The 26,129-nt window shown below is 30.8% G+C and carries 21 protein-coding genes; 7 read left to right on the top strand and 14 right to left on the bottom strand.

Annotated features, from left to right (window positions below; all coding sequences use genetic code 11):
- Positions 1 to 537: 537 nt before the first annotated feature.
- The 7 genes from BM072_RS14100 to BM072_RS14070 all read right to left on the bottom strand — a co-directional run bounded on the left by BM072_RS14100 (position 538) and on the right by BM072_RS14070 (position 10,180).
- A complete protein-coding gene (locus BM072_RS14100) occupies positions 538 to 873 on the bottom strand; it encodes a hypothetical protein (RefSeq protein ID WP_092909888.1) in 336 nt (111 codons plus the stop codon).
- A gap of 49 nt (positions 874 to 922) precedes the next feature.
- Positions 923 to 1,750 carry a hypothetical protein gene (locus BM072_RS14095; RefSeq protein ID WP_092909884.1) on the bottom strand — a complete coding sequence of 276 codons (828 nt, stop codon included), beginning with the start codon at positions 1,748 to 1,750 and terminating at the stop codon, positions 923 to 925.
- Between the two features lie 140 nt (positions 1,751 to 1,890).
- Positions 1,891 to 3,909, bottom strand: a complete 2,019-nt coding sequence (locus BM072_RS14090) for a T9SS type A sorting domain-containing protein (protein WP_092909881.1) — start codon at positions 3,907 to 3,909, stop codon at positions 1,891 to 1,893.
- A gap of 93 nt (positions 3,910 to 4,002) precedes the next feature.
- Positions 4,003 to 7,176 (bottom strand): efflux RND transporter permease subunit, encoded by a 3,174-nt coding sequence (locus tag BM072_RS14085; protein WP_092909876.1) that lies wholly within the window; start codon positions 7,174 to 7,176, stop codon positions 4,003 to 4,005.
- Between the two features lie 10 nt (positions 7,177 to 7,186).
- Positions 7,187 to 8,257 carry an efflux RND transporter periplasmic adaptor subunit gene (locus tag BM072_RS14080; protein ID WP_092909872.1) on the bottom strand — a complete coding sequence of 357 codons (1,071 nt, stop codon included), beginning with the start codon at positions 8,255 to 8,257 and terminating at the stop codon, positions 7,187 to 7,189.
- Between the two features lie 16 nt (positions 8,258 to 8,273).
- Positions 8,274 to 9,587, bottom strand: coding sequence for a TolC family protein (locus tag BM072_RS14075; protein WP_092909869.1), 1,314 nt, complete (start codon positions 9,585 to 9,587; stop codon positions 8,274 to 8,276).
- An 11-nt stretch (positions 9,588 to 9,598) separates the two neighbouring features.
- Positions 9,599 to 10,180 carry a TetR/AcrR family transcriptional regulator gene (locus BM072_RS14070; RefSeq protein ID WP_092909866.1) on the bottom strand — a complete coding sequence of 194 codons (582 nt, stop codon included), beginning with the start codon at positions 10,178 to 10,180 and terminating at the stop codon, positions 9,599 to 9,601.
- Between the two features lie 144 nt (positions 10,181 to 10,324).
- On the opposite strand from BM072_RS14070, the gene BM072_RS14065 reads away from it, so the two are divergent.
- From BM072_RS14065 to dinB, 4 genes are all read left to right on the top strand, one after another.
- Entirely contained in the window at positions 10,325 to 11,308 is a 984-nt protein-coding gene (locus tag BM072_RS14065; RefSeq protein WP_092909863.1) for a YpdA family putative bacillithiol disulfide reductase, read from the top strand.
- A 9-nt stretch (positions 11,309 to 11,317) separates the two neighbouring features.
- Positions 11,318 to 12,022, top strand: coding sequence for a class I SAM-dependent methyltransferase (locus BM072_RS14060; protein WP_092909861.1), 705 nt, complete (start codon positions 11,318 to 11,320; stop codon positions 12,020 to 12,022).
- A gap of 159 nt (positions 12,023 to 12,181) precedes the next feature.
- Complete coding sequence (locus BM072_RS14055) at positions 12,182 to 14,449, top strand: cation:proton antiporter (protein ID WP_092909858.1); 2,268 nt, start codon at positions 12,182 to 12,184, stop codon at positions 14,447 to 14,449.
- An 18-nt stretch (positions 14,450 to 14,467) separates the two neighbouring features.
- On the top strand, positions 14,468 to 15,544 hold the full coding sequence (gene dinB / locus BM072_RS14050; RefSeq protein WP_092909857.1) for a DNA polymerase IV: 1,077 nt from the start codon (positions 14,468 to 14,470) through the stop codon (positions 15,542 to 15,544).
- A 415-nt stretch (positions 15,545 to 15,959) separates the two neighbouring features.
- Here the strand turns inward: dinB and BM072_RS14045 are convergent, their stop codons facing one another.
- The 5 genes from BM072_RS14045 to BM072_RS14025 form a co-directional block, all read right to left on the bottom strand.
- On the bottom strand, positions 15,960 to 16,799 hold the full coding sequence (locus BM072_RS14045; protein WP_092909854.1) for a hypothetical protein: 840 nt from the start codon (positions 16,797 to 16,799) through the stop codon (positions 15,960 to 15,962).
- A 214-nt stretch (positions 16,800 to 17,013) separates the two neighbouring features.
- Entirely contained in the window at positions 17,014 to 18,075 is a 1,062-nt protein-coding gene (locus tag BM072_RS14040; protein WP_092909846.1) for an agmatine deiminase family protein, read from the bottom strand.
- On the bottom strand, positions 18,044 to 18,790 hold the full coding sequence (locus tag BM072_RS14035; RefSeq protein ID WP_092909840.1) for an STM3941 family protein: 747 nt from the start codon (positions 18,788 to 18,790) through the stop codon (positions 18,044 to 18,046). Before BM072_RS14035 ends, BM072_RS14040 begins: the two co-directional genes overlap by 32 nt.
- A 2-nt stretch (positions 18,791 to 18,792) precedes the next feature.
- On the bottom strand, positions 18,793 to 19,527 hold the full coding sequence (gene bla / locus BM072_RS14030; protein ID WP_245752212.1) for a BlaB/IND/MUS family subclass B1 metallo-beta-lactamase: 735 nt from the start codon (positions 19,525 to 19,527) through the stop codon (positions 18,793 to 18,795).
- On the bottom strand, positions 19,517 to 20,392 hold the full coding sequence (locus BM072_RS14025) for a carbon-nitrogen hydrolase (protein ID WP_092909835.1): 876 nt from the start codon (positions 20,390 to 20,392) through the stop codon (positions 19,517 to 19,519). Before BM072_RS14025 ends, bla begins: the two co-directional genes overlap by 11 nt.
- A gap of 258 nt (positions 20,393 to 20,650) precedes the next feature.
- Here BM072_RS14025 and BM072_RS14020 point away from each other — a divergent pair, with 258 nt between their 5' ends.
- The 3 genes from BM072_RS14020 to BM072_RS14010 are packed head-to-tail and all read left to right on the top strand — an operon-like array spanning position 20,651 to position 22,320.
- Positions 20,651 to 21,295 carry a DUF5715 family protein gene (locus BM072_RS14020; protein WP_092909832.1) on the top strand — a complete coding sequence of 215 codons (645 nt, stop codon included), beginning with the start codon at positions 20,651 to 20,653 and terminating at the stop codon, positions 21,293 to 21,295.
- A 43-nt stretch (positions 21,296 to 21,338) separates the two neighbouring features.
- Positions 21,339 to 21,920, top strand: coding sequence for a DUF5715 family protein (locus BM072_RS14015; RefSeq protein WP_092909829.1), 582 nt, complete (start codon positions 21,339 to 21,341; stop codon positions 21,918 to 21,920).
- Positions 21,921 to 21,969: 49 nt separating this feature from the next.
- Entirely contained in the window at positions 21,970 to 22,320 is a 351-nt protein-coding gene (locus tag BM072_RS14010; RefSeq protein ID WP_092909826.1) for an MmcQ/YjbR family DNA-binding protein, read from the top strand.
- A gap of 35 nt (positions 22,321 to 22,355) precedes the next feature.
- On the opposite strand, the gene BM072_RS14005 is transcribed toward BM072_RS14010, so the two are convergent.
- Both BM072_RS14005 and BM072_RS14000 read right to left on the bottom strand, forming a co-directional pair.
- The gene (locus BM072_RS14005; protein ID WP_092909823.1) at positions 22,356 to 22,874 is read right to left on the bottom strand and encodes a hypothetical protein; all 519 of its coding nucleotides are present in this window, start codon (positions 22,872 to 22,874) and stop codon (positions 22,356 to 22,358) included.
- A gap of 158 nt (positions 22,875 to 23,032) precedes the next feature.
- Positions 23,033 to 26,128, bottom strand: coding sequence for an efflux RND transporter permease subunit (locus tag BM072_RS14000; RefSeq protein WP_092909820.1), 3,096 nt, complete (start codon positions 26,126 to 26,128; stop codon positions 23,033 to 23,035).
- Position 26,129 lies beyond the last annotated feature (1 nt).

The raw sequence follows: 26,129 nt of genomic DNA, 5'->3' as shown, positions 1-26,129 counted from the left end.
ACTACTCGTCTTTCGTATTGGGATTGCAAATATACGCACCCTTTTCTCATTTTACCAAACACTTTTTACAATTATTTTACATTTAATCCTTAACTCACTGAACCAAAACAAAATATTTTTTTAAAAAAGTTTAGAGGATGTTAGTTTGGATGGAGTTTTGGGCGTTTGGGGTGGTAAATTGGAGGGAAAAGTGAGACTATTATATAAATGATGTCATCCTGAAACGAGTTCAGGATGACAAAAAGAATAATTATTCTATATATAAAAGATATATTAATATTTGAGATTCCTCGACAAGCTCGGAATGACAAAGGAGATTTTGTGTTCTATTATATAGGATGTGTTCCTGAAACGAGTTCAGGATGACAAAAAGTAATTTATTCTATATAATGAATATGAAAATTATTAGTGAGAGATTCTTCAACATGCTCGGAATGACAAAGGTTTTTTTTGTTCTTTATATATAAAAGAACCCCGAGCGATTAATCGCTCGGGGTTGAGTATTCAAAAATAATATGAGTTTATTTTGTACTTAGTTTAATCTAGTTTCTCTACTTTTATATATTTATTACCATCCGCATCATGCCAAGTTGGTCCAGAAACTGAAATGTTGTCTCCTATTTTAAGTGTTTTATATGTTGATCCTGATTTTTGAAGATTAATAATGCTAATTGTAGCTTTATAATTTTCGTTATTATCGGTTTTTATCATCGCCATATATCCATCTTTACCACTTTCTAATTCGGAAACTGTTCCCGAGATGTGAATAATTTTTTCTTGCAATTTTGTGCCTGTATTTTGTTTTGATGTTGAACAGCTTGCAAATGCAAAAAATCCAAAGATGATAGTACTATATAAGATTGTTTTTTTCATCGTATTTATTTTAGAAAACAATGTCAAGCATTGTACCAAAAAAAAAAAATTACTCTTCTTCTGTTACTTCCGCATCTTCTTCCATATTATTCTCAAGTTCGCTTAAAGCAATGTTTAACGATAATTCTGCGCAATAAGGCGAACCTAATTCTAAACCTTTTTCTAAAAAATTGTCTGCTTTTTCTTGTTCTCCTGTGAAATAGTAATACGAATAAAATAATCCATATCCATCTGGATTTCCTAAATCGATTACGCGTTGTGCAAGTTTTTCTAACTCTTTATTTGGTTTCAGCTTTATATTATCTCCATTATTCAATGTTTCGAAAATACCTCCCGATTGTTCTGAAAATTTATATGCAAATACAATTTTACAACTCAAATCAAAACCTTCGTCGCAAAGTTTTTGATTTGCTAGTTCGTTTGCTTTCAATTTTGAATTTAAAGAAGCTTCATCTTCCGAATCAAATAAAATCGATGCATTGTCTTTAAAGTTTAAATCAAAATATTGTGCTAACCATTTTGCTCTTTGTGCTAATTTTGAATCTGTTTGAGACGAATTATCCAATGATTTTAAATCAGATTTATACATTTTTTTATCAACCCAATCTGAAATTCCTTTTAATTGATTTTTCTCTTTCTTAAAAACAAAATATGTTTTATCGACAAACACAACGACAGAATCATTTCTCTCAAAGAAATCGTAACCAATTTCTTGAAATTCGCTAATTGTTACTTTTCCTTTTCCATCAAAAACTAACGGATTATATAATTCGTCTTTCGCTTTTGTTTTAAAAGTTCCTTTTAATGTATTTGTAATTGTTTGTGCAGAAAGCGTTGTCATAGCAAAGGCTAAAACTAAAAAAATCATCTTTTTCATTGTACTTTTTCATTGATTAATAATGCTCAAAAATATAGTTTTCATTTCAAAATTATCTCACTAAAAATAGTTAAATCACAAAAAAGTCGTTTAGCTAAAAAACTAAACGACTTTTAAAATAAATATCTAAATAAAATGGATTATTCTTTAATGATTTTTTTTGTTAATATTTTTCCTTCTTTCGTGTATAATTTTAAAACATAAACGCCTTTTGGTAAATTACTTATATTTAAAGCTTCTTTATTTGATTCTAAAACTCTTTCTCCTATAAGATTATATATTTCTACTTTTGAAAAAGTTAATTTACTTATTAATTTAATATTCAACTTATCTTTAGTTGGATTTGGAAAAATCTTAAAATTATAGTTTTGATTAATTTCTAAATCATTTACAGTTAATTCATCCATAGAAAACTTATAAACTTTTCCATAAGATCCTGTCAAATAAATATTTTCACTATCAAAGTAAGAATTCGTCAAACCGTATTTACTTAAAATAAATTGCCATGTTTGCCCTCCGTCCTTTGTTAAATAAAACAATCCGTCTTCATCAATTATAAGACCTATATTATTAAAAAAATTAACATGTTTATACCATTCATAAGGCAAATTCATTTTTGTCCAAGTTTTTCCTCCATCAGTAGTTTTGAAATTTGAGTCATATCTGCCTACTACATATCCTTGATTTTCTGAAATGAATTTCATGTCATAAATCTCACCTTCTGGAAATGTATAAATATTTTCCCACGTTTTTCCATTATTTAAAGATGTATATATTTTTGGAGAAGATAAATTAAATGTATTTGAAAATACAGTATTCCCTATTTTCTGAAAATTTGTAAGATACTTTTCATTTGATGGTTGATAACTATTTCCACCATCAACAGTATAATGAACTGATGCATCACTATCTCTTAATACTCCAAATTTGGCATCAAATAATTTAAAATCTACTATAGATGTATATTTAATAAGATTCCACGTTTTCCCACCATTATAAGTTTTAAAAAAATCGGCAGAATTATTGTTCGAGTCTCTATAAAAAATTCCTAATGCTGTATTATCATCAATAAATTGTATTTTTCTATTACCGAATTCTGTTGCTGAATTTATTTTTTCCCAAGTTCTAGTTTCATCTTGTGATTTAAATATTTCTTTATTGGTTGTTAGATATAGTTTATTATTTACAGAATAAAAACTTTTTACATCATTATAAGTTATACCATATTGTTTAGACGTTATTCCGTTATCTATAGTTTTATAAAATCGTCCAAAAAGACCACCTATAAAACCTTCGTTTTTATTTATAAAATAAAGACCTTTTAAATTTGTTCCTGCATAATAAGATTCATGTAAATCTCTTCTTACCCATGTCAAACCTGCGTCTTCTGTAAAATATAATTTTCCATAATCATACGTAAAAAAACCTTCTTTATCATTTACAAAAAAGAATTTATTTGCTTTGTAACCATCATTAATTTTTTTCCAGCTCAAACCACCATTTGTTGTTCTTAAAAAATCACCATGTCCTAAAGTTGCTAATCCTATTTTATCATTAATAAAATAAATCGAATGAAAATCAGAGGGTACAATATTAGAACGATCAAAGACAACTTCCCATGTTAAGCCAGAATTCAACGTCATTCCAATTAAACCATTGCTTGTTGTAAAGAAACCTTTTACTTCATCTGTAAAAAATATATTATTAACATTAAAATTAATGACTTTACTTGTCCATTTATTTCCTCCATCAATTGTTTTATATAATTTTGACTTTGAAGCAACATAATAAATAGAGTCATTTACAAGAGATAAAGATAAAAAATCGGCACCATTTTCTTGGTATGTAGTTTTCCAACTTTGAGTAATTGAATCGTATTTATTGATTTTGGAATATTCAATTGATAAACATTCTTTTTCTTTACAATTTAATTGTTTTCCATAAGATACGGATTTATCAAAATCCCAGCTTTCACCTTTGTCATTTGATTTAAAAATATTATTTTCAGTTATTAAAAATCCTAAATTATAATCTCTAAAAGAGATGTCTAAAATTGTTTCATCTGTAGGTTTAGGATTAATTAACTCAAGATTATAATTTTGAGCGGATAAAAATATTGAAAAAAGGCAGTAAAATAAAAATGTAAATTTTCTTATCATAAAAAATATTTTAAATATATCATTCAAATATAACAAAAGTCGTTTAGCTAAAAAACTAAACGACTTTTAAAATAAATATCTAAATAAAATGGATTATTCTTCCCATTCTTCTTTTATTTGACGCGCTTCATAATCTGCAATCATTTCTGCTTCATAATCTACTTTTTCTCCTTTAGATAAACGTCTCATTAAACTATCTAAAAGCGAATATACAACTGGTACAATAATTAATGTTAGGAATAATGACGACACTAAACCACCTATAATTACCCAAGCTAAACCGTTGTTCATCTCTGCTCCAGCTCCTTTTGCAATTGCAATCGGAATCATACCAAATACCATCGCAATTGTCGTCATCAAAATTGGACGAAGACGTGCGTGATTGGCTTGTATTAATGCATTGTGCGTAGTTTCGCCAGCTTCTTTTCTGTGATTTGTAAAATCGACCAATAAAATGGCGTTTTTACATACTAAACCAATTAACATAATCATTCCGAGGATTGTAAATACATTGATTGAATTATTTGTTAAAGCTAACACCAAGAATACTCCGATTAACGATAATGGAATTGAGAATAATACCACAAATGGATAGACAAACGAGTCGTACAAAGCAACCATTACCAAATAAACTAAGATAATTGCCGCTAATAATGCATAACCCAATGTACCAAAACCTTCTGATTGATTTTCTTCATCTCCACCCCAAATGTACGAAACACCTATTGGTTTTTTATTTTCAACTTTTGCTAAACGCTCTTTAAACTCTGTAACAACATCTCCCGAAGTTCTACCTACTGCTTGCGCCTGAACGGTAACCGATGGTGTTTTATCACGACGTTCTAAGAAACTTGGACCTGAACTTTGTGTTACCGAAGCAAACTGATCTAAACGAATTTGTTGTCCTTGCGGATTTACAAAAATTAAGCTACGTACATCATCAATATTAGATCGACTAAAATCGTTGTACTGAATATTAATATCATATTCGTATTCGCCTGCGCGAAATTTACCATCTGTATTTCCTGAAAAAGCAGTTTGCATTGTTAAACCAACCGTTTGAAGATTTAAGCCCAAAGCAGCCATTTTATCACGATCTACTTGTACATTAATTTCAGGATTACCTGCTTCTGTTGTTAATTTAACTTCCGAAGAACCTTTAATTTGCTCTAATTCGCTTTTGGCAATTTCAGCAAATTTCATCGCACTTTCTAAATTTGGACCAGTTACAACCAATGCAATTGGCGCTTCTTCTGCTCCAATTAAACCAACCGGAACAGTTTTTACTTTTACACCAACTAACTCTTGCTCTAATTCGCGTTTGATTTTTGCTGCATAAATAAACGAATTGTCTTCACGTTTTTCTTTATCAACTAAAATTACATCAATTTCAGATTTATAAGCTGTTGCTTGTGCAGCTCCAAAACCTTGAGAACTTTGACCAACAGTCGTAATCATTGTTACAACTTCTTTTTTACTGCGTAAAAATTTCTCTGCTTTTTGAGTTACAAAGTTAGATTCTTCTATTGTTGCATCTTTCGGCAATTCCATCTGAACTAAAAATTCTCCTTTATCTGTTTTCGGAAAAAATTCTCCTCCAATATATTTTCCGACAACTAAAACTCCAATTGTTCCGAATAAAAAGATAAATAATCCGAAGAAAACACCTACTCGTCTTGCAGTTGTTTTTAAACACCATTCTAACATTCCTGTTACGAAATGTGTGAACTTTGTTAATTGTTTTTCGAACCAAAGAATAAATTTACCGAAAATATTATCTCCCGAAATATGTTCTAATTTTCCGAAACGAGAAGATAACCAAGGTACAATTGTAAACGATGACAATAAGGACAATAAGGTTGCAATAACTACTACGACACAAAATTGTGAGATGATATTTGCAACTAAACCAGTACTCATGGCAATTGGTAAAAACACTACTACAATAACTAATGTAATTGCTGTTACGGTAAATCCAATTTCTTTTGCTCCGTCGTATGATGCTCTAATTCTAGATTTACCCATTTCCATGTGGCGATAAATGTTTTCTAAAACCACAATTGCATCATCTACCAAAATACCTACAACCAACGATAAACCAAGTAATGACATTAAGTTTAACGTATAGCCCATTAAATACATTCCGATAAAAGTTGCGATTAACGATGCCGGAATCGAGACCATTACAATAACTGCATTACGCAAACTATGTAAAAATAACAACATCACAACAGCTACTAAAATAACTGCCAAAACTAAATCGAAAATTACGTGATCTGCTGCAGCCAAAGTAAAGTCAGAAGAATCATTAACAACCTGAATTTTTAAATCTTGTTTTTTATAATCTTCTTGTACTTTCTTAATTGCTTCGTGCATTAATTCTGAAACTTCAACCGCATTTGCATCAGATTGTTTTACAACCTGCACAATAATTGCTGAACTTTGATTAACACGCGCTATTTTTTCTACTTCTTTCTGAGAATCTTGTACAAAAGCTACTTCGGACAAACGAACTTGAATACCGTTGTTTGATGAAATAACTAAATTGTTTAATTCTTCTACATTTTTATATTTTCCTGATAAACGAATAATCGTCGAACTTTCTCTCGTTTTTACACTTCCCGTTGGAAAATCTAAATTAGAAGTTAAAATTGCTTGCTGAACTTGAGGAACAGACAAACCATAACCTTTTAATTTTGCAGGATCTAAACTAACTTGAATTTCACGCTCTTGCCCACCAATCAAATTAATTTGCGCAACTCCAGTTACACGAGACAAAACGGGTTCTATCTTTTTATCCAATAAATCAAACAATTCTTTTTCAGATAAATTTGATGTAACACCAGCCGTAATAATTGGTAAATCACTTAACGAGAATTTTGTTAAAGATGGCGGATCTACATCATCTGGCAAATCTTTTTCTATCGCGTTTATCTTACGTTGTGCATCATTTAAAGCTAAATCTGCATTTGCATCAGAATTTAGCGTAACCATTACAACCGATAAACTTTCGTAAGATTTAGATTCTACTTTTTTTACATTTTCTAATGCCGCTACAGCATCTTCTATCTTTTTAGTTACAGAATTTTCTACCTCATTTGGCGAAGCTCCTGGATAAACAGTAGAAATTGTGACTACATTTGTTTCAAATTTTGGGATTAATTCGTATCCCATTTGCGTATAACTAAACAATCCACCCAAAATAAGTATCGTAAATAATACGATAACCATCGATGGTCGTTTAATTGATATTTCGGCTATTTTCATAGAAATAATCTTACTTTACAACTTTAACTTTAGTTCCGTTTGTCAAATTAATTTGACCTGTCGTTACCACTTCTGTTCCTTCTTTTAGTCCACTAATCACTTCTACATTTGTTCCGACAGTTTTACCAACAACAACTTTAGTTAATTTTGCTGTATTATTTTCGACTACAAAAACTTGATTAGAACTGATTCCGTTTACAAAAGCACTTGCCGGAATAACCAACATATTTTTACCTGCATCTACATCATCCGAAGTCGAGAAAATTGCAGATCCGTACATTCCTGCTTTTAAACCAGCATTGTTAGAAACCTCTATTTCTACAGGAAAATTAAGCGAAGCATCTGCTTTTGGCGCAATAAAAGAAATACGACCAACAAATGTATCATTTGGAAAAACACTCGCGGTTACTTTTACATTTTGACCAACTCTCAAATTCACAATTTCATTTTCTGTAACTGTAACTTGTAATTTTAGTTTAGATACATTTACAATATCAAACAAAGGAGTTCCTGGTGCAACAACAGATCCTGGCTCGATGTGACGTTTATTAATCACGCCCGAAATTGTTGCTTTTACATTGGTATCGTTAACACGTAAACCTTGCGCTTCAACCGCAGCGCGCGCATTTTTTAGTTGCAAACGAGAATTATCTAATTGCTGTTTTGTAACTCCACCCGTTTTGAACGCATTTTCGTAACGTTGATTATCAATAATTGCATTTTGAAGATTATTTTTTGCTTGCGTTAAATCAACTTCAATTGCATCTTTTTTGATTGTTGCAACCGTTTGTCCAACTCTTACATAATCGCCTTCATCAACCAAAACACGAACAATTCTTCCCGAAATTTCCGACGGAAAACTTAATTCTTGCGAAGGCGCAAAAGTTCCATTTGAGATATAATCCGAATTTAAAATCGTATATTTTGCTAACGTTGTATTTACCGCAACTTCGTTGTTTGACTGATTAACAATTGCGACTTCTTCTTCTTGTTTCGCTTTGTTATTTTTGATGGTATAAACCGCACCACCAATTAAAAGGGCAGCGATCACTATATAAAGTAAAGTTTTTACTGATTTCATATTAAAATCGGTTATATTATTGAATTAATGTTTTTAAATCTCCTTTTGCTTTGATTAAAGCAACTTCTGCTATTTTATATTCTAACAAAGCGTTCGAATAGTTGTTACGCGCGTCTGTTAATGCATTCTCCGAATCAATAATTTCTGTCAAAGTTGCTAAACCGTGCTGATAATTACTTTGTGTGTTAGACAATACTTTTTCTGCTAACAACACATTTTCTCGCTGAATATCAACACTTTTTAAAGTATTTTCAATTTGTGATTTCGCATTTTGATATTCTAAATCTAAACCAAGTTTTGTGTCATTCATTTGTTCTTGAATATCCAACAAATCAATTTCTGCTTGATTAATTTTTGCTTTTGTAGATCCACCCGTAAAAATTGGAACTTTTACACTTAATCCTATCGATGCTAAATCTGACCAAGTATAATTTTTAGATGTTACAAATTTTTCTCCAAATCCTTGTAATCCGTAATTTCCAGATAAACCAACGGTTGGGTATAAATTTGCTTTTTCAGCCTCTTTTGCAAAACCTAATAATTCTTTTTGCTTTTCTAAAACCTTAAATTCAGTTCGTGTCGAAGTATTTATCTCATCTTCTAAAATCAATAAATTAGGTTCGATTGCAACTTCTTCTAAATTAATTTCTTGTTTTATTGGATAACCCATGTAAAATTTAAGTGCATTTTTAGTGATTTGCACTGCATTTACCAACTGCTGTCTACTAGACGAAATATTATTTAATTGTACAATAACACGATCCAAATCAATAGGTTTTGCCAATCCATTGTCAACCAAACTTTTGATTACATTTTTAACTTTTGTTGTATTCTCTAAACTTTTATCAATAGTTTTTAACTTTTCTTCTTGCACAAAAACCTGATAATAAGCCGTAGCAACACGTTCTATAATTTGTTCGTCCGTTAAATCTGCATTAATTTGATAGAATTCTCGTGTAGATTTTGCAGCTTTAAGTCCTGTAAAAACGCGTTGATCAAAAATAGCTTGGTACACATTTACGCCAATATTAGAGTTCCATGGTTGTCCCATTTTAATCACCATCGTTTCTCCATTCATCGTCAAAGCGGTTTCTTGGATAATCGGATTATATTGTAAACCAACATTTCCGTTAACTTGTGGCAAAGCACCAGCTTTTGCTTCATCTATTTTATATTCAGCTTTTTTTATAGCTAAATCCGCACGTTTTGCATCCGCTTTATTTTCTAATGCGAAAATTACCGCATCTTTAAGTGATACAACATCTTGCGCTTTCGAAATGTAGAAAATTCCTACAAAAAAAACAGAAAGCAGTAGTTTAAATCTTTTCATAGATTTATTGATTATTTAAAAAGTGTATGAAGAATAATTTCTTTTCTTTCAGAAAGAATTCGTTTATATTCTTTGTCGTTAATGTCTAAATTTTGTTGAATAAGTGGACGAACTGTCAACGGAAAATTAATTAAAGAAATCATGTTCAATAAAAACTGAATTGGTTCCATTTTCTCAATTCTACCATTTTCCATTTCTTCTTCCAAACGAATCAAAAAAGCGCTTGTTACTTCTTTCATGTTATCACGCTCAAGCATACAAGTTTCTCGCTGATTCATTTGTGTCACGATATAAGTTTCCAAATACGGATATTGAATTGCGGTATTTAAAGAGTCATCAATAAAATCTGCAATCATCTCTTTTATATCTTTATCACGATCAAAAATTGCACGCGATTTTTCGTGACTAACCATTTTTGCTTCATCAAAAATGATATTGATTAAGTTATTTCTAGATCTAAAATAATAATTAATCAAAGTCCTATTTACCTTCGCTTCGTCAGCAATTTCTTGTGTTGTCGCATGAAATTTACCTTCGGCAAAAAACATTTTTTTGGCTGTTTCTTTAATTAATTCTTCGGTTTGATCTTTCATTTTGATATCGAATTCTATATTTAACAAATTTGTTAAACAAAAGTATTAATATTTTTTGTTAATACAAATACTTGATTTACTTTTTTCTACAATTTTGACAAAAAAGTTAATCTTCTCTGCAAGTATTCTTCTTAAATTTGTTGCATGAAAGAACAATATGATTTGATTATTGTAGGCGCTGGACCAATTGGACTGGCTTGTGCAATAGAAGCGAAAAGAAATAATCTTTCTTATTTACTGATAGAAAAAGGCGCATTAACCAATAGTTTGTACAATTATCCGTTGTATATGACTTTTTTTTCTACTGCCGAACGATTAGAAATCGGTGAAATTCCTTTTAGTTGTATTTCACCAAAACCAGGTCGTCAAGAAGCGTTAGAATATTACCGAAATATTCATAAATATTTTAATTTCAACTTACATTTATACGAAGAAGTACTTGATATTCATAAAACAGAAGTGCTTAATTTTGACGTTAAAACCTCAAAAAACACTTATTCTTCAAAAAATATAGTTATTGCAACTGGTTTTTATGATATTCCGAATTTAATGCATATTGAAGGCGAAGATTTACCAAAAGTTCATCATTATTATAAAGAAGCACATCCTTATTCTTTTCAAAATGTAGTTGTAGTTGGTGCAAATAATTCGTCTGTTGATGCAGCGTTAGAATGTTACCGAAAAGGTGCAAATGTAACAATGGTAATTCGTGGAAGCGAATTTACACATCGTTTAAAATACTGGGTTCGACCTGATATTGAGAACAGAATTAGCGAAGGAAGTATTACTGCTTATTTCAATTCGAATGTAAAACAAATCGAAGAAAACTCGGTTACAATTGAAACACCAAACGAAACAATTTCGATTGAAAATGACACTGTTTTGGCTTTGACTGGTTATCATCCAAATTTTAATTTTCTACAAAAATCTGGAATTATCATAAACGATGATGCACTAAAAACACCAACTTATAATCCCGAAACGATGGAAACAAATGTAGATGGTTTATATTTGGCGGGCGTGGTTTGTGGCGGAATGTCGACCAATCTTTGGTTTATAGAAAACTCGCGCGTGCATGCAACCCAAATTATTACAGCTATTTTGGCGAAGCAAAAAAATTTTAATTAAAACGATTTTATGAAAGATTTATTCGGAAAAGCAATATTAGATTATCAAACCGATAATTCTCCCGAAGATTTATATACAGAAACGTCAATTTCTGAATTGGATGTGATGCCAATTGATTATTTGTTTCGTGATTATGACGAAATGCCAAATTTAGAGCAAAAAGCATTAGATTTGACTAAAGGAAAAACGTTGGATGTTGGTTGTGGAGCAGGTTCGCATGCGCTTTATTTACAAGAAAAAGGAGTTGATGTAAAAGCAATCGATATTTCTGCAAATGCTGTTGAAGCTTGTAAATTGAGAGGTATCAAAAATGTTTCTGTTCAAAATTTTCTTGATTTAGATGAAAACGAAAAATTTGATACAATTCTGTTTTTAATGAATGGAACAGGTATTTTTCAGAATTTAGTTTTAATCAATGTTTTTATCGATAAAATAAAGAAATTACTTGTACCAAATGGTCAAGTTTTGATTGATGGAACCGACATTATTTATATGTTTGATGAAGATGAAGATGGCGGAAAATGGATACCAAGTACTGGAAGCTATTATGGAGAATTAGATTTTACGGTTCATTACAAAGGCGAAATTGAAGATACAATTAACTGGTTGTACTTAGATTTTGAGACTTTAAAAAATGTATGTGATTATCATCAATTAACATGCAAAAAAATAAAAACAGATGGTGATTCTTATTTAGCCAAAATAAGTTTATAAAAAATACTTTGTTATTTGGATGAAACAGATTTTTTCTTCATCCAAATAACAAAAAAAATCTATTTGTACAAACAACTATAATCAGATAAAATTAATCGATTACCTTATTACAAGTTCTTCGCCTAAAAATCACTAAATTAGTAGAGATTAAAGCTTTTTATGGAAGATCACTTGCCAAGACTCATTACTGATTTAGGACTTATTCTTTGTGTAGGCGCAGTAACCACACTTATTTTTAAACGCATCAATCAACCTCTCGTTTTAGGTTATATTATCGCAGGTTTTTTAGTTGGACCGCATTTCGACTATATACCTTCGGTTACAGAGGAACACAATGTCGAAATTTGGGCAAAAATTGGTGTTATCTTTTTACTTTTCAGTCTTGGTCTTGAGTTTAGTTTCAAAAAATTACTCAATGTTGGCGGCTCCGCCTCTATCACCGCAATTGTAGAAATTGTCTGCATTGTAACTGTCGGCTATTTTGTTGGACAATTAATGAATTGGTCTACAATGGACAGTATATTTTTAGGTGGTTTACTCGCAAGTTCCTCTACAACCATTATTATCAGAGCTTTTGAAGAATTAGGATTAAAACGAAAAAAATTCGCGAACGTTGTTTTCGGAATTTTAATTGTAGAAGATATTGTTGTCATTTTATTAATGGTGATGCTCTCTACAATGGCTGTTAGTCAACAGTTTAATGGTGGAGAAATGATAAATTCGTTTATCAAACTTGGTTTTTTCTTAGCAGTTTGGTTTATTGGCGGAATTTTTATTATTCCATCGTTTTTACGTTCAATCAAAAAATATTTGGACGACGAAACCTTACTAATTATCTCTATCGCATTATGTTTAGCAATGGTTTATATTGCAGATAGCGCAGGTTTTTCTATCGAATTAGGCGCTTTTGTAATGGGTTCTATTTTAGCAGAAACCGTTTATGCAGAAAAAATCGAACATAATTTTAAATCTGTTAAAGATCTTTTTGCAACAATTTTCTTTATTTCGATTGGAATGATGATTGACCCAATTTCGATGTACGAACACAAATGGGCAATTTTAATCATCACATTGGTAACTATTTTTGGTAAATTAATTTTTACTTCGATTGGCGCAATTATTTCTGGACAACCACTAAAACAATCTGTGCAAGTTGGAATGAGTATGGCGCAAATTGGCGAATTTGCTTTTATTGTTGCTGGTTTAGGACTTTCTTTAGGCGTAACTAGCGATTTTCTTTTCCCCGTTGCAGTTGGTGTTTCCGCAATTACAACTTTTACAACACCATATTTAATCAAATCATCAGAACCCGTTTATAATTTTTTAGTCAAAATATTACCTGCAAAATTTGTTAAAGGAATAGATACATATTCATCAGATACACAACACATTCAAGATGAAAATAAATGGAATAAAATCATCAAACAAACCATAACAACTATTTTTGTAAATGGAATTATCATTATTGCCGTTACATTAATCATAAAAAATACGCTGCTATTTTTACTTACCGATTGGTTTAGTTATTTCGGATCAAGTTTAGTTTGCGTCATTTTAACCATAATCATCTGTATTCCATTTATTTGGGCGATAATTGGAAATCGACCAAAACGAGAAATTATTCGAGAATTTTGGGACGAATCAAATTATAATCGTGCACCAATTATAGGTATTATTATTATCCGAATTCTTTTGGTTTTAGCTGCAGTTATTTTTATTTACAATCAATTCTTTTCAAGTAAATTAGCTTCAATTATTTTAGCAGTTGGACTAATTGTTTTTATGTATTTATTGTCCAAACACTTTGATCAATTTTATAATTATATTCAGAAAAAATTTATTTATAACCTCAACGAACGTGAGATTTTAACGCAAAAAGCAGCTCAGAAAAAAATAGACGATAAATTTCAATATACTTGGGACAACACCCATATTTCGGATATGATTGTTCCTCAAAATGCGAATTTTATTGGTGTTAAATTGGGCGATTTAGATTGGCGAACAAAATTTCACATCAATATTGCTTACATCAAACGTGGCGATAGAATTCTACAAATGCCAAATTCCGAATCTGTTTTATATCCTTTTGATAAAATTGGAATTATCGGAAATGATGAGCAAATACAGCGTTTTGAGAAATATTTACAGATTATTGGCGAAACTCCACCAGAAAATAACCAAGTAAAAAACACAGATAATATTACACTAGATAAAGTTGTTGTGCCACAAGATTTTTGTGTTTTAGAGCATAAATCGGTTGGTTGGGTAAAAGATACTTCGGGCGGAATTGTGGTTTCGATAGAGCGAGATGGAGCGATTCTTTATAATCCTGATCGAAATGTTGCGATAGAATTGGGCGATTATTTGACAATAGTTGCTGATAAGAAAAATTTAAAAAGCTTTATTCAACTTTATCATTTAAAATAAAGCAAGTAATTTTGTAGCATGCTCCGAAAAATTATTCACATTGATATGGATGCTTTTTATGCATCTGTAGAACAACGCGATTTTCCTGAATTACGAGGAAAATGCATTGCTGTAGGTGGAAATGAGCAAAGAGGTGTTATTGCAACAGCTAGTTACGAAGCCAGAAAATATGGCGTAGGATCTGCAATGTCTTCTGTAATTGCAAAGCGAAAATGTCCACAATTAATTTTTGTAAAACCTCGTTTTGAAGTTTATAAAGAAGTTTCAAATCAAATTAGAGAAATCTTTAACGAATATACCGATTTAGTTGAGCCTTTATCACTAGATGAAGCCTATTTAGACGTTACAAATAATTATAAAAACGTAGAAATTGCAACAGATATCGCTAACGAAATTAAACAAAAGATAAAAGAACGTACAGATTTGACTGCTTCGGCTGGCGTTTCGTTTAATAAATTTTTAGCAAAAATTGCATCTGATTACAACAAACCAAATGGTTTATACATTATCACGCCCAAAATGGCTAAAAATTTTATAGAGCAACTGCCTATAAAAAAGTTTCATGGAATTGGAAAAGTGACTGCCGAACGCATGCAAATGATGGGCATACATACGGGCGCTGAATTGAAAGAACTTTCGTTAGAGAAATTACGAAGAGAATTTGGTAAATCTGGGCAATATTATTACAACATTGTAAGAGCGATTGACAATAGAGAAGTAAATCCATCTCGTGTTCGAAAATCTTCTGGATCAGAAACTACATTTAACCAAGATTTAGAATCAATAGAAGAATTACAACTTGCGCTTTTTCCGTTAATGGAAGATGTTTGGAATTGGTCTGTAAAAAAATCTATTTATGGTAGAACGATCACTGTAAAAATAAAATACAATGATTTTACTGTAACTACAAAAAGTAAATCGGCATCTTTTCCTATAAAAGATAAAAAACTTTACGATCAAATCTGTTTAGATTTATTACATGAAGGTTTTACGGGCGATAAACCTGTAAGATTATTAGGTGTTTCAATCTCAAATTTAGAAAATGAAATACTTATTGGAAAACAATTAATAATTCCGTTCAAAGATTTATATTAAATTTTACTTTTTTTCTTTTAAAAATACTTCAAAATATAAATTTTCCGATTTTATAAAGCTTAAAGATTTGTAAAACAATAAAATAATTGATTTATAAAATAAAAACGTGTAGATATTATTTAGACTGTTAATTTTTTGAATGTAGACACTTAGAGTACGAAAAAATTTCTTATTATGGTAAATATTCAGGAAGTTTGCAGAAGTAAATAATCAAATAAAAAGATTGAATAACTTATTTATCGGATTTCAATATTAATTATAGAAATCCAGCCGATTAGATTACTAACCTACCCAAAAACTAAAAAATTTTAAAGATAAACCTGACCCGTTTATCTTTTTTTTTCGATCAACCAATTACACTATATCGTTTACATTAAAAAAAGCCGAATCAAATTGATTCGGCTTTTTTATTGTTTTATTCAGTTGTAGCTACTTTTACTGACTTCAAATAATCTTCAATTGATTTTAAGACTTGACGGTCATAATCTAAGATATCTTTACTTTTAAAATCTTTACGAACTGTTTCTTTAAAAGCTTGCGCTAAATAATCGTAAGCAATTTGTTGGTCATCAAAATCATAATAGTAATTAATCCATTTCTGTGTCGGATTATATTTTTCTAGCGCAATTCCATTTCCATAAAACTGAAAAGGCAGCTCTACACCAATTGTTTTGACTTGATTCCGCAGTTTTGACTCTTTCTCAAAATATACTCTTGCATATTCTACTTGTTGCGCTAATCGATTAATAATCACTTGCGAATCTTCTTTATCTACTGCAAGTTTTCGCCATTTGTTATATTTTGGCGCTGTATAATCTAAAGAATCTATTTTATAAAGCTTATCTCGTTCAAAAGTTAAGGTAATGTCATTTTCGGGATTCTTATCGAGATTAAATTGTAATTTCAATGGTTTTAGCTTTACAGTACTTCTTTTATATTCGATGATTTCATAGATTTTTTCACCATTAATCGAAATATATTTATCATCTGCTGTAAAATTCCCCGACACATACTCTAATCCAGATAGGTTAGTCGCTTTTCCATCATTAACCATCAAATAATCAACACCTATTAAAGGCATTAAGTATTCGTCAATTTCTCCACTTTTCTTAATATTAAAATAAGCATACAAAACACGAATATCTTTTGCACTATACGATGAATAATTCCACTTACCAGCCCATTTACTTGATGGATCTGAATTACACGAAACTAAAACAATAGCTATAAAAAGTAAAAAAATATTATTTCTCATTATCAATACTATAAAAACGTAAGTTAATTATAAAAAAAGAACCGAATCAAATTGATTCGGTTTTATTTTTATAATTTTATTCAGTTGTAACAACTTTTATTGACTTCAAATAATCTTCAATTATTATTTCTTGATTTTGGAAGCTTTCAATTTCTATCATGATTTTTACTAGATTACAACTAACGTTTTACGAGCACAAAATATTTAATTCAATTTATATTTTTGGTTCTTGCTGACTCAAACAATGAAAAGACCCTAATCCCCAAATAATATCTGTAGAATCTATTCCGACAACTTTACGATCTGGAAAACATTTCTGAATAATATCTAACGCAATTGCGTCTTTTGCACAATTATAAGTTGGTACAATTACCGATTTATTAGCAATATAAAAATTAGCATAAGAAGCCGGCAAACGTTCACCTTCGCAATAAACAGCATCTGGCATTGGCAACTCAATAATGTTTAAAGGACGACCATCTTCTAAGCGCATTTCTTGTAATTGACGAAGATTTACTTGTAATAATTCGTAATTATCATCCGTTTCATCAACCTCAACAACTGTTAAAACTGTATTTTCGTTTACAAAACGAATCGTATCATCAATATGACCATCTGTATCATCGCCAACAATACCATCTTCAACCCAAAGAACTTGAGAAATTCCATAGTAATTTCTTAAAAACTCTTCGATTTGCTCTTGCGAATATTCTGGATTACGATTCTCATTTAATAAACAAGATTTAGACGTTAATACCGTATTTTTTCCGTTAAATTCTACCGAACCTCCTTCCATAATAATTCCTGAATGAAATACTGGTAAATTAAACGCTTCTCCAATTTTTGTTGGAATAACATCATCGTTTTCAAATGGTGGATATTTTCCTCCCCACGCATTAAATCCCCAATCTACAATAACCTTTGGCGTTTCTGTATTTTGTGTATTTACTAAAAACGCTGGTCCATGATCGCGACACCAAGCATCATTTGTCTCGAAAAAGTAAAACTCAACTTGCGCTAAATCTGCATCTGTTTTTTCGATAAAAGACAATGCAAAAGCTTTCATTTCTTCATCTTTTACATTAATACGAACTTTTTCGCCTTTTGATAATTCTGCAATAAACTCCGCATACGCAGGATATATTAACTGAATACGATCTGGCCAAGATTCTTCTTTGTGCGGCCAAGATAACCAAGTTGCTTCGTGCTCTTCCCACTCTGCTGGAAATCTATATCCTAAATCTTTAGGGAATTTTGATGTATTTATTGTGTTCAATTTTTTTATTTTTTAATTCTTTATTCAATTCTCTTGAAGCATTACTTTCGTCTAAACTTGTTCCATTTAGATTAAAACAACAATAGGTTCCAAAGTTATTTTTGTTCCATTTAGATAAAAATTTTTCTACTTTATTTAAATGATTTCCTTCATCATCAACAATAACCAAAACAAATTTATTATTTAAATAATTGATGGTTTCAAATTGCTCAATTTTATCAATAGGAATCTTAATATATCGCGCAGTTAGCTGATTATAGAAGCAAAAATAATCTTTATCAAAATAATAAAAACTTAATTTTTTAAATGAAATAATCCAAAGTGTTCGGAAACTCAAAACCATTATCAAACCAAAAAAAATAATACTTAACCAACCAATAATATATTTTACATAGAGATTAGAAATCTTACTATTATAAGAAATATCTGTGTTTAATAAGAAAAACCCAAAACCTACAAACATTATAGATATGATTATAATTGCTATAATTTTTTGTTTATTGATTGTTGGCTCGTTAGAGTTTTTTGTATTCTTTCTTTTTAATAAATAATAGCAAACAGCCATTATTCCGAATCCAAGACCAATATAACTTTCAGGTTCTTGTAAAGTTTCTGATAATCTACCTGATTGGTATCTACTTTTTAAGACAATTAGAGAACCAATTGTAAATAAAATTCCTACTAGATAAACTATTTTATCAGAAAGATTCTTCAAAATTATTGCTTAATTATTTCTTTAGTTCGTTTCAGATGATCACCATTTTTCCACTCATCATGTCCAGGAATCACTCTTTTTATAGCTGGATGTGCTTGCTCTAATTTATTAATTGTAGTTGGCCATTCTTTTACATTACCATCGCCAATAAAACCAATATCATTAGCTTCTGCACTTTTTACTAAACAACCGCCATTCAAGATTTCGTATTTCGGAAACCAAACTGTTGTATTATCCAACGAATGTCCTTCTCCAAAATATTCTATCTTAAATTTTTCTCCACCAATTTTATATAATTTATTCAAAACAATTTCATGTGTAGAAGTTGCTTTATTATTTGCTTTTAAAATTGAATTTGTTTGAGCTGTTGCATAAGTTGGAATTCCTTTTTTGTTATAAAAATCAAAACCTCCTGCTCTATCTTCGTGCCAATGTGATGTAAAAATGGCTAAAACAGGCAAATTATGTTTTGCTTGAATAGAATCTAACAAGGGTTGATATTGTGTTTTATCCCAAGGTGTATCAAAAATTACAACTCCTTTTTTTGTAACTAAATACACTGCATTTGCTGCATATTTTTGTCCATCAAATGTATTGTATGTTGTGTAAACAAATAATTTCGGGTTGATTTGTTCAATTTTTAATGGAGATTCTTGCGCCATAGAAAATGTACTGAATAAGAAAAATAATCCTATCCAATACATCTTAAAATTTGTATATTTTAAATTAATCTTCATCAATAAAACGCTTTGTTATTGGTTGATAAGAATCAATTCTGCGATCTCTTAAAAAAGGCCAATGTTTACGGAAGAAATCTGTTTCGTTTAAATCTAATTCAATTACTTCAGTTTCTTCTTTATCGTGTGTTGCTAAATACAACAATTTACCTTGCGCATTTGTAGCAAAAGATCCACCCCAAAATTTCATTGCGCCATCTTGCTCAAAACCTACACGGTTTACAGAAACCACAGGAACACCATTTGCAACTGCATGCGAACGCTGAATAGTTTGCCAAGCATTGTATTGATCTTCGTTAGTTTCCTCGTCTTGCGTTGTATCCCAACCAATAGCTGTTGGATAAAATAAGATATCAGCACCCATCAAAGCCGTAATACGAGAAGCTTCTGGATACCATTGATCCCAACAAATTAAGACACCAATTTTACCAAATTTAGTATCAAAAACTTTGTATCCTAAATCGCCTGGTGTAAAATAGAATTTCTCGTAAAACGCAGGATCATCTGGAATGTGCATTTTACGGTATTTTCCTAAATATTGTCCATCAGCATCTAAAATAGCTGTTGTATTGTGATATAATCCTTGTGCGCGTTTCTCGAATAATGAAGCGATAATAACAACACCCAATTCTTTTGCCACAACAGACAACGCATCTGTAGAAGGTCCTGGAACTGCTTCTGCCAAATCAAAATTGTCATAATCTTCTACATCACAAAAATATAATGATGTAAATAATTCTTGTAAACATACGATTTGAGCGCCTTTTGCTGCTGCAACTTTAACTTGTGCTATCGCTTTATCTAAATTTTCTTGTTTGTTATTTGTACAAGTCATTTGTACTAAACCAACTTTAACTTTTGCCATTTTACAAATAGGTCTAAAAAATTATTAATAAGTGTTACAAAAATAAGGAAAAACAAAAGATAAACAGAATACAAGTAAATTTTTAAACGATTTTATCCAAGTATCTAAATAAAACAATCACCTTATTATCTATCTAAAAATGCCACTTCTGCTGATATTTTAAGAAAACTTTAAATAATATTTACCTAAACATTATAATTTTTAACAAGTCTTTATTAAATTGTAACCTATAATTTTGCAGCGTAATAATATTGAAAAATGAAAAAATTAATTGCACTTTCTTGTCTTTTTTGCGGAATATTTGGTTCAGCACAAAGTCAAGAAAGTTACACTTTAGCAGAAAACACTGCGAAATCTTCTTTTTCTATCGCAACCAAAAAAGTAACGTACGACGACCATTTAATGGCGGCTCAATCATTTAGCATGTCAGCTATAGAAAGCTTTGATGACATTGATGGTTATGTTATTTTGAAAAAATTAGTCGCAGTTCCTGAAGAAGGAAACGGCTATACGATAGAAAAACTTACACACAGCAAAGCTTTTTTAAATCCAAGAGCTAAAACCGTTTTAGAAAAAATTGCAGGCAAATTTCTTGAAGAAAATAATGCCACAATTACGGTAACTTCGTTAACACGTTCAGAAGAAAGTCAAGCCAGTTTACGCCGTGTAAACAGTAATGCAGCCAAAGGCGAAAGCTCTCATAATTACGGTGCTTCTTTCGATTTGTCTTACACAAAATTTAATGATAAATATACTTACAGCGCAAGTCAACGCGAAAAGCTAGAAGCTATTTTGAAAGAATTGCAAGAAGATGGTAAAATTTATTATATAAAAGAGTACAAACAACACTGTTTTCACGTAACTGTTCGTAATCCAGAACAATTTAAGTCAACAACGATGTAAAATCGGAACTTCTTTTCTATTTTTGCAGAGAAGAAATTCAAACATGAGAAATTTACTAATCATATTGTTATTTTGTAATTCTTTACATGGTTTTGCTCAAAAAAGAGCAGTTATAGAGCCGTCTAAAGAATATATTCAGCATTTGAATTCTGCAAAATCGCATAATCTTGAATTGATTAAAAATGATAAGCATTTAAATAAATACATCAATCAAGGTAAATTAGTAAAAATAAAACAGCGTGGTTACGGTTGGCGAATTGGTGATTTATCGCACAGCCATTCATATTTAGTTCCAAAAGGACGCGATGTGATGAGAAGTATTGCAAATGATTTTGTAAAGGAAACTGGACAGAATTTTTTTGTTGTAACCTCTTTAACGCGAACATTAAGTGATCAAAACAGATTGCGAGGAGTTAATAGCAATGCCTCTTCTAATGATAGTTCGCACAATTATGGTGCTGCGTTTGATATTTCTTATGTCAGATTTAATCAAAAGATTAGAACAGATTCTAAACTAGAAAAAATGTTAGAAAATGTTTTGAAAGCTTATGTCAGATCTGGTAAAATTTACTACGTAAAAGAATCAAAAATAAAATGTTTTCATATTATAGTTCGGAATTATTGATTCCGAACTATTTTTTTATTTCTATATTTAGTCAAATAAAAATAGTAAAATGCATATCGAAGAATTACGCGATTATTGTTTATCATTGCCTTTGGTCGAAGAAAAATTTCCTTTTGATCAAGTTAATTTGGTTTTTTTCATTGCCGGAAAAATGTTTTGTTTGACAAATATCAATCAATTTAATTCTGTAAATGTAAAATGTGATCCCGATAATGCACTCGAATTACGCGCAACTTACAACGCTGTAAATCCCGGTTATCACATGAATAAAAAGCATTGGAATACGGTTACAATAAACGATGATGCGAAAGATGATTTGATAAAAACTTGGATAAAAGATTCGTATAATCTTGTTATTTTGACTCTACCAAAATCGAAACGTCCTGAGTTATTGGATTAGTTTTTTTGAATAATATTACTAATTTTCCACAATTTCTATTTAATAATCAATCTCGAAATTTTATCACTAAATAATATTAAAATAATCGCAAACAAAGAAATCGAGATACTTGAAATTAGATTAGGTATTAAATTTATTTCAAAATTTTTATTTATCCCAAAATAGGTATTTATAGAAATTATAAGTTCTGGAATATTAAAAATCAATAAAATAATTGAAATAACTAAAATTGAAATTTGCACGTATTTTTCAATCGGAATATTTATATTTTCTATTCTCGTATCTCCAAAATAGTTTTCAATTCTAAGAAATTTCATCAATATTTCTGTTTTATAAATCGAAATGTAATAGACAAATAAAAGAACAATTAAAATTACAGAAATTGATATAATAGGTAAAGGAATAATTTCTTGAGAAGTGATATCGCTTGGAAAAATTATATCATAATTTAACAACAATGTAATTTGTTCTGGAATTACAATTGTAAAAATTTTAATAATGAAAAAAAATCCTGTTAATTTCAGAATTATAGCAAATAAATTCTTTATAGTCATATATAACAATTTGATTATAAGCCAAGATAATATATTTCAATTAAATATAAAAACCTAAATCAATCCAATAAAAAAGTCGGAAGATTTCTCTTCCGACCATTAACATCTACTTGTATATTTATCATTTCAGGAACAAATTAAAACAAGTAGATAAAAAACTACCTTTCATACTCTTTTTTATGAACCAAGTAAAAAACAATAGGTAGAATAGTAAACGATAAGATTAAACAAATAATTAATCCACCAACAATCATAATGGCTAATGGTTTCTGAATTTCAGAACCCATTCCGGTAGATAATGCTGCGGGCAATAATCCCATAGATCCCATTAATGCAATCATAACTACAGGTCTTATTCGGCTTCGTATGCCGCTTTCGATTGCTTTTTTCAAATTCATTTTATATTTTAAATTGTCGCGTATCACACCAATCAATACGATTCCGTCGATGGTTGCAACTCCAAATAAAATAATAAAGCCAATACCGGCCGAAATTCCGAAAATAGTTCCTGTTGCCCATAGCGAAATAAAACCGCCAATAAAAGCAAAAGCCAGTGTTAATGCACCAATTGCGGTATCTTTCATGTTTCCAAAATTGAAATACAACAACAATAAAATCAGGACTAAAGAAATAGGTACAACCATTGCCAATTGCTGTGCTGCACGCTCTTTGCTTTCAAATTCGCCCGCCCATTCCATATAATTATCTTTCGGTAATTTTATTTCTTTTTCAACCACTTTTTTTGCTTCGGCAATTGTACTTCCCAAATCGCGCCCTTCAATACTAAAACCAACACCAATATATCGGCTGTTTCCTTCTCGGTAAATAAATGCTGGCCCTGTTTGATAGCCAATTGTTGCGATTTCTTGCAACGGAATATTTTGTCCGTTACTGGTCGGAATTAAAATATTTGCAATTTTTTCGGGCGTATCACGATAAGCTTCTTGAAAACGAAGAATTACATCAAATTGACGATCGTTTTCATAGAATTTTGTGGCTGTTTGTCCACCAATTGTCATTTCTATAACCGCTTGTACATCGGCTGTATTAATGCCATATTTCGCCATTTTATTATCATGCAATTGAATTTTCAATTCGGGTAAACCAATATTTTTATACACATTGATATCTGTAATTCCGTTTACTTTATTGATAGATTCGGCTACTTTATTGGCATATTTTTCTAAATCGTACAAATCATCTCCAAAAATTTTTATCACTAACGAGCTTTTTACACCAGCCACATATTCTTCCACATTATCTTGAATGGGTTGACTAAATCCAAAATTAATTCCGGGATAATTGTTCAATTTAGTTCGCATTTCTTGAATGATATCGTCTTTAGAAACTTTTCGATTCCAATCTTTTTCATCTTTTAATTGAATATTAAATTCGATATTAAAAAATCCTGTAGGATCGGTTCCATCGTTTGGACGACCGGTTTGCGTTAAAATAAAATCAATTTCGTCACAATCTTTTTGCAACATTTCTTTCATTTCTTTCGTCAATCGCGTAGATTCTTTCAAATTCACACTATTTGGCAAGGTTGCGCGCACATAAATTGCACCTTCGTTTAGCTTTGGTAAAAATTCGGATCCATAATTCATGAATTTAAAAAGACACAAAGCCAAGATTCCTAAAAATAGTGCAATCGTTATTTTTTTGTAACGAAAAGCCACCGCATACATTCCATAAATGGTTTTCTGAAAAAAACGTGTTACAAAATTTTCTTTTTCTTCAATATTTTTAGTGAACAACAATTTACACATTGCGGGCACGTAAGTTAAACTCAAAATCAATGAACCTAACAAGGCGTAACCCAGTGTAAATGCTAAAGGCGTAAACATTTTTCCTTCTACTTTTTGAAACGAAAAAATAGGTAATAACGCAACAATCAAAATAATTAGAGCGAAGAAAATGTACGATGCCACGCTTCCTGCACTTTTTTTGATGATTCCCATTTTACTCATTTTCGCAAAACGTTCTGCTCCTACTCGATGTTGCATAGTTGCCAACGCGACAAAAACGGTTTCTACGATAACCAAAGTTCCTTCGAGTAACAAACCGAAATCCAACGATCCCATCGAAATTAAATTTGCTGGTAAGCCTTGAATTTTCAGAACAATAATCGCGAATAAAAACGCCAACGGAATAACCGATGCTACGATAAATGTAGATTTCCAATTGTATAAAAACACAAAAACGATTAGCGAAACCAGCAAAATTCCTTCTACAATATTCTTAGAAACCGTATGCACCGTGTTATCGACTAATTTTGTACGATCTACAACCGTTTCTATTTTTACATTATCTGGAAGAGTTCGCGTATTTAATTCTTCAATTTTTGACTTCAAATTTCCAATTACTTCGGATGGATTTTCACCTCGAAGCATAATCACAATTCCTTCTACCAAATCATGTTGTTCATTGTAACCAACTTGCCCCAAACGAGGTTTATTTGAAACCACTACATCTGCAACATTTTTAATCAAAATAGGTGTTGAACCATTTAATTTTATCGTGATATTTCCGATATCTTCAATCTTATCCAACAAACCAACTCCACGCACTACATACGCCTGATCGCCTTGCTCTATCACATCTCCACCCACATTAATATTAGATTTTGAAACCGCTTCGTAAACATCTAAAGACGATAAATCATAATTTTTAAGTTCTGTTGGATTGATTTTTATTTCATAGGTTTTTTCTTCTCCACCAAAACTAACCACATCGGCAACGCCAGGCACAGAAAGCAATTCGCGCTCAATAACCCAATCTTGTATCGCCGTAACTTCTTTTATCGGCAAATCACTTTTAATCACATAACGATAAATTTCGCCAGTTGCACCCGAAGGTGGCTCAATATCCGCATCTGCACCATCTGGTAAATCAACTCCGCTTAACTTATTCGACACATATTGTTGAGCATAAAAATCATCTACGCCATCTTCAAACTGAACCGTTACAACCGACAAACCAAACAACGAAATTGACCGAATATTTGCTTTATGCGGAATGCTATTCATTACTTTAGAAACGGGTAAAGTGACCAATTTTTCCATTTCTTCGGCGCTTCGTCCGGGCCATTGCGTAATAATCCGAGCACGCGTATTGGTAACATCCGGAAAAGCTTCAATGGGAGTGTGTTTCAACGCATAAATTCCACCAAAAAGTAACGCAAATGTGGCAAAAAGTATGAAGGTTGTATTGCGTAACGAAAAAGTTACGACTGCTTGTACTAACTTTTTCATC

It is taken from the genome of Algoriella xinjiangensis (genome assembly GCF_900115015.1).
Taxonomy (GTDB): domain Bacteria; phylum Bacteroidota; class Bacteroidia; order Flavobacteriales; family Weeksellaceae; genus Empedobacter; species Empedobacter xinjiangensis.
This window is presented reverse-complemented; position numbering and strand designations above follow the sequence as displayed.

Coding starts and splice junctions, on each gene's coding strand:
- BM072_RS14065 (WP_092909863.1), top strand. CDS start 10,325: ATGAAAGAACAATATGATTTGATTATTGTAGGCGCTGGACCAATTGGA.
- dinB (WP_092909857.1), top strand. CDS start 14,468: ATGCTCCGAAAAATTATTCACATTGATATGGATGCTTTTTATGCATCT.
- BM072_RS14090 (WP_092909881.1), bottom strand. CDS start 3,909: ATGATAAGAAAATTTACATTTTTATTTTACTGCCTTTTTTCAATATTT.
- BM072_RS14085 (WP_092909876.1), bottom strand. CDS start 7,176: ATGAAAATAGCCGAAATATCAATTAAACGACCATCGATGGTTATCGTA.
- BM072_RS14005 (WP_092909823.1), bottom strand. CDS start 22,874: ATGACTATAAAGAATTTATTTGCTATAATTCTGAAATTAACAGGATTT.
- BM072_RS14010 (WP_092909826.1), top strand. CDS start 21,970: ATGCATATCGAAGAATTACGCGATTATTGTTTATCATTGCCTTTGGTC.
- BM072_RS14095 (WP_092909884.1), bottom strand. CDS start 1,750: ATGAAAAAGATGATTTTTTTAGTTTTAGCCTTTGCTATGACAACGCTT.
- BM072_RS14055 (WP_092909858.1), top strand. CDS start 12,182: ATGGAAGATCACTTGCCAAGACTCATTACTGATTTAGGACTTATTCTT.
- BM072_RS14060 (WP_092909861.1), top strand. CDS start 11,318: ATGAAAGATTTATTCGGAAAAGCAATATTAGATTATCAAACCGATAAT.
- BM072_RS14075 (WP_092909869.1), bottom strand. CDS start 9,587: ATGAAAAGATTTAAACTACTGCTTTCTGTTTTTTTTGTAGGAATTTTC.
- bla (WP_245752212.1), bottom strand. CDS start 19,527: ATGAAGATTAATTTAAAATATACAAATTTTAAGATGTATTGGATAGGA.
- BM072_RS14100 (WP_092909888.1), bottom strand. CDS start 873: ATGAAAAAAACAATCTTATATAGTACTATCATCTTTGGATTTTTTGCA.
- BM072_RS14015 (WP_092909829.1), top strand. CDS start 21,339: ATGAGAAATTTACTAATCATATTGTTATTTTGTAATTCTTTACATGGT.
- BM072_RS14000 (WP_092909820.1), bottom strand. CDS start 26,128: ATGAAAAAGTTAGTACAAGCAGTCGTAACTTTTTCGTTACGCAATACA.
- BM072_RS14070 (WP_092909866.1), bottom strand. CDS start 10,180: ATGAAAGATCAAACCGAAGAATTAATTAAAGAAACAGCCAAAAAAATG.
- BM072_RS14025 (WP_092909835.1), bottom strand. CDS start 20,392: ATGGCAAAAGTTAAAGTTGGTTTAGTACAAATGACTTGTACAAATAAC.
- BM072_RS14020 (WP_092909832.1), top strand. CDS start 20,651: ATGAAAAAATTAATTGCACTTTCTTGTCTTTTTTGCGGAATATTTGGT.
- BM072_RS14045 (WP_092909854.1), bottom strand. CDS start 16,799: ATGAGAAATAATATTTTTTTACTTTTTATAGCTATTGTTTTAGTTTCG.
- BM072_RS14080 (WP_092909872.1), bottom strand. CDS start 8,257: ATGAAATCAGTAAAAACTTTACTTTATATAGTGATCGCTGCCCTTTTA.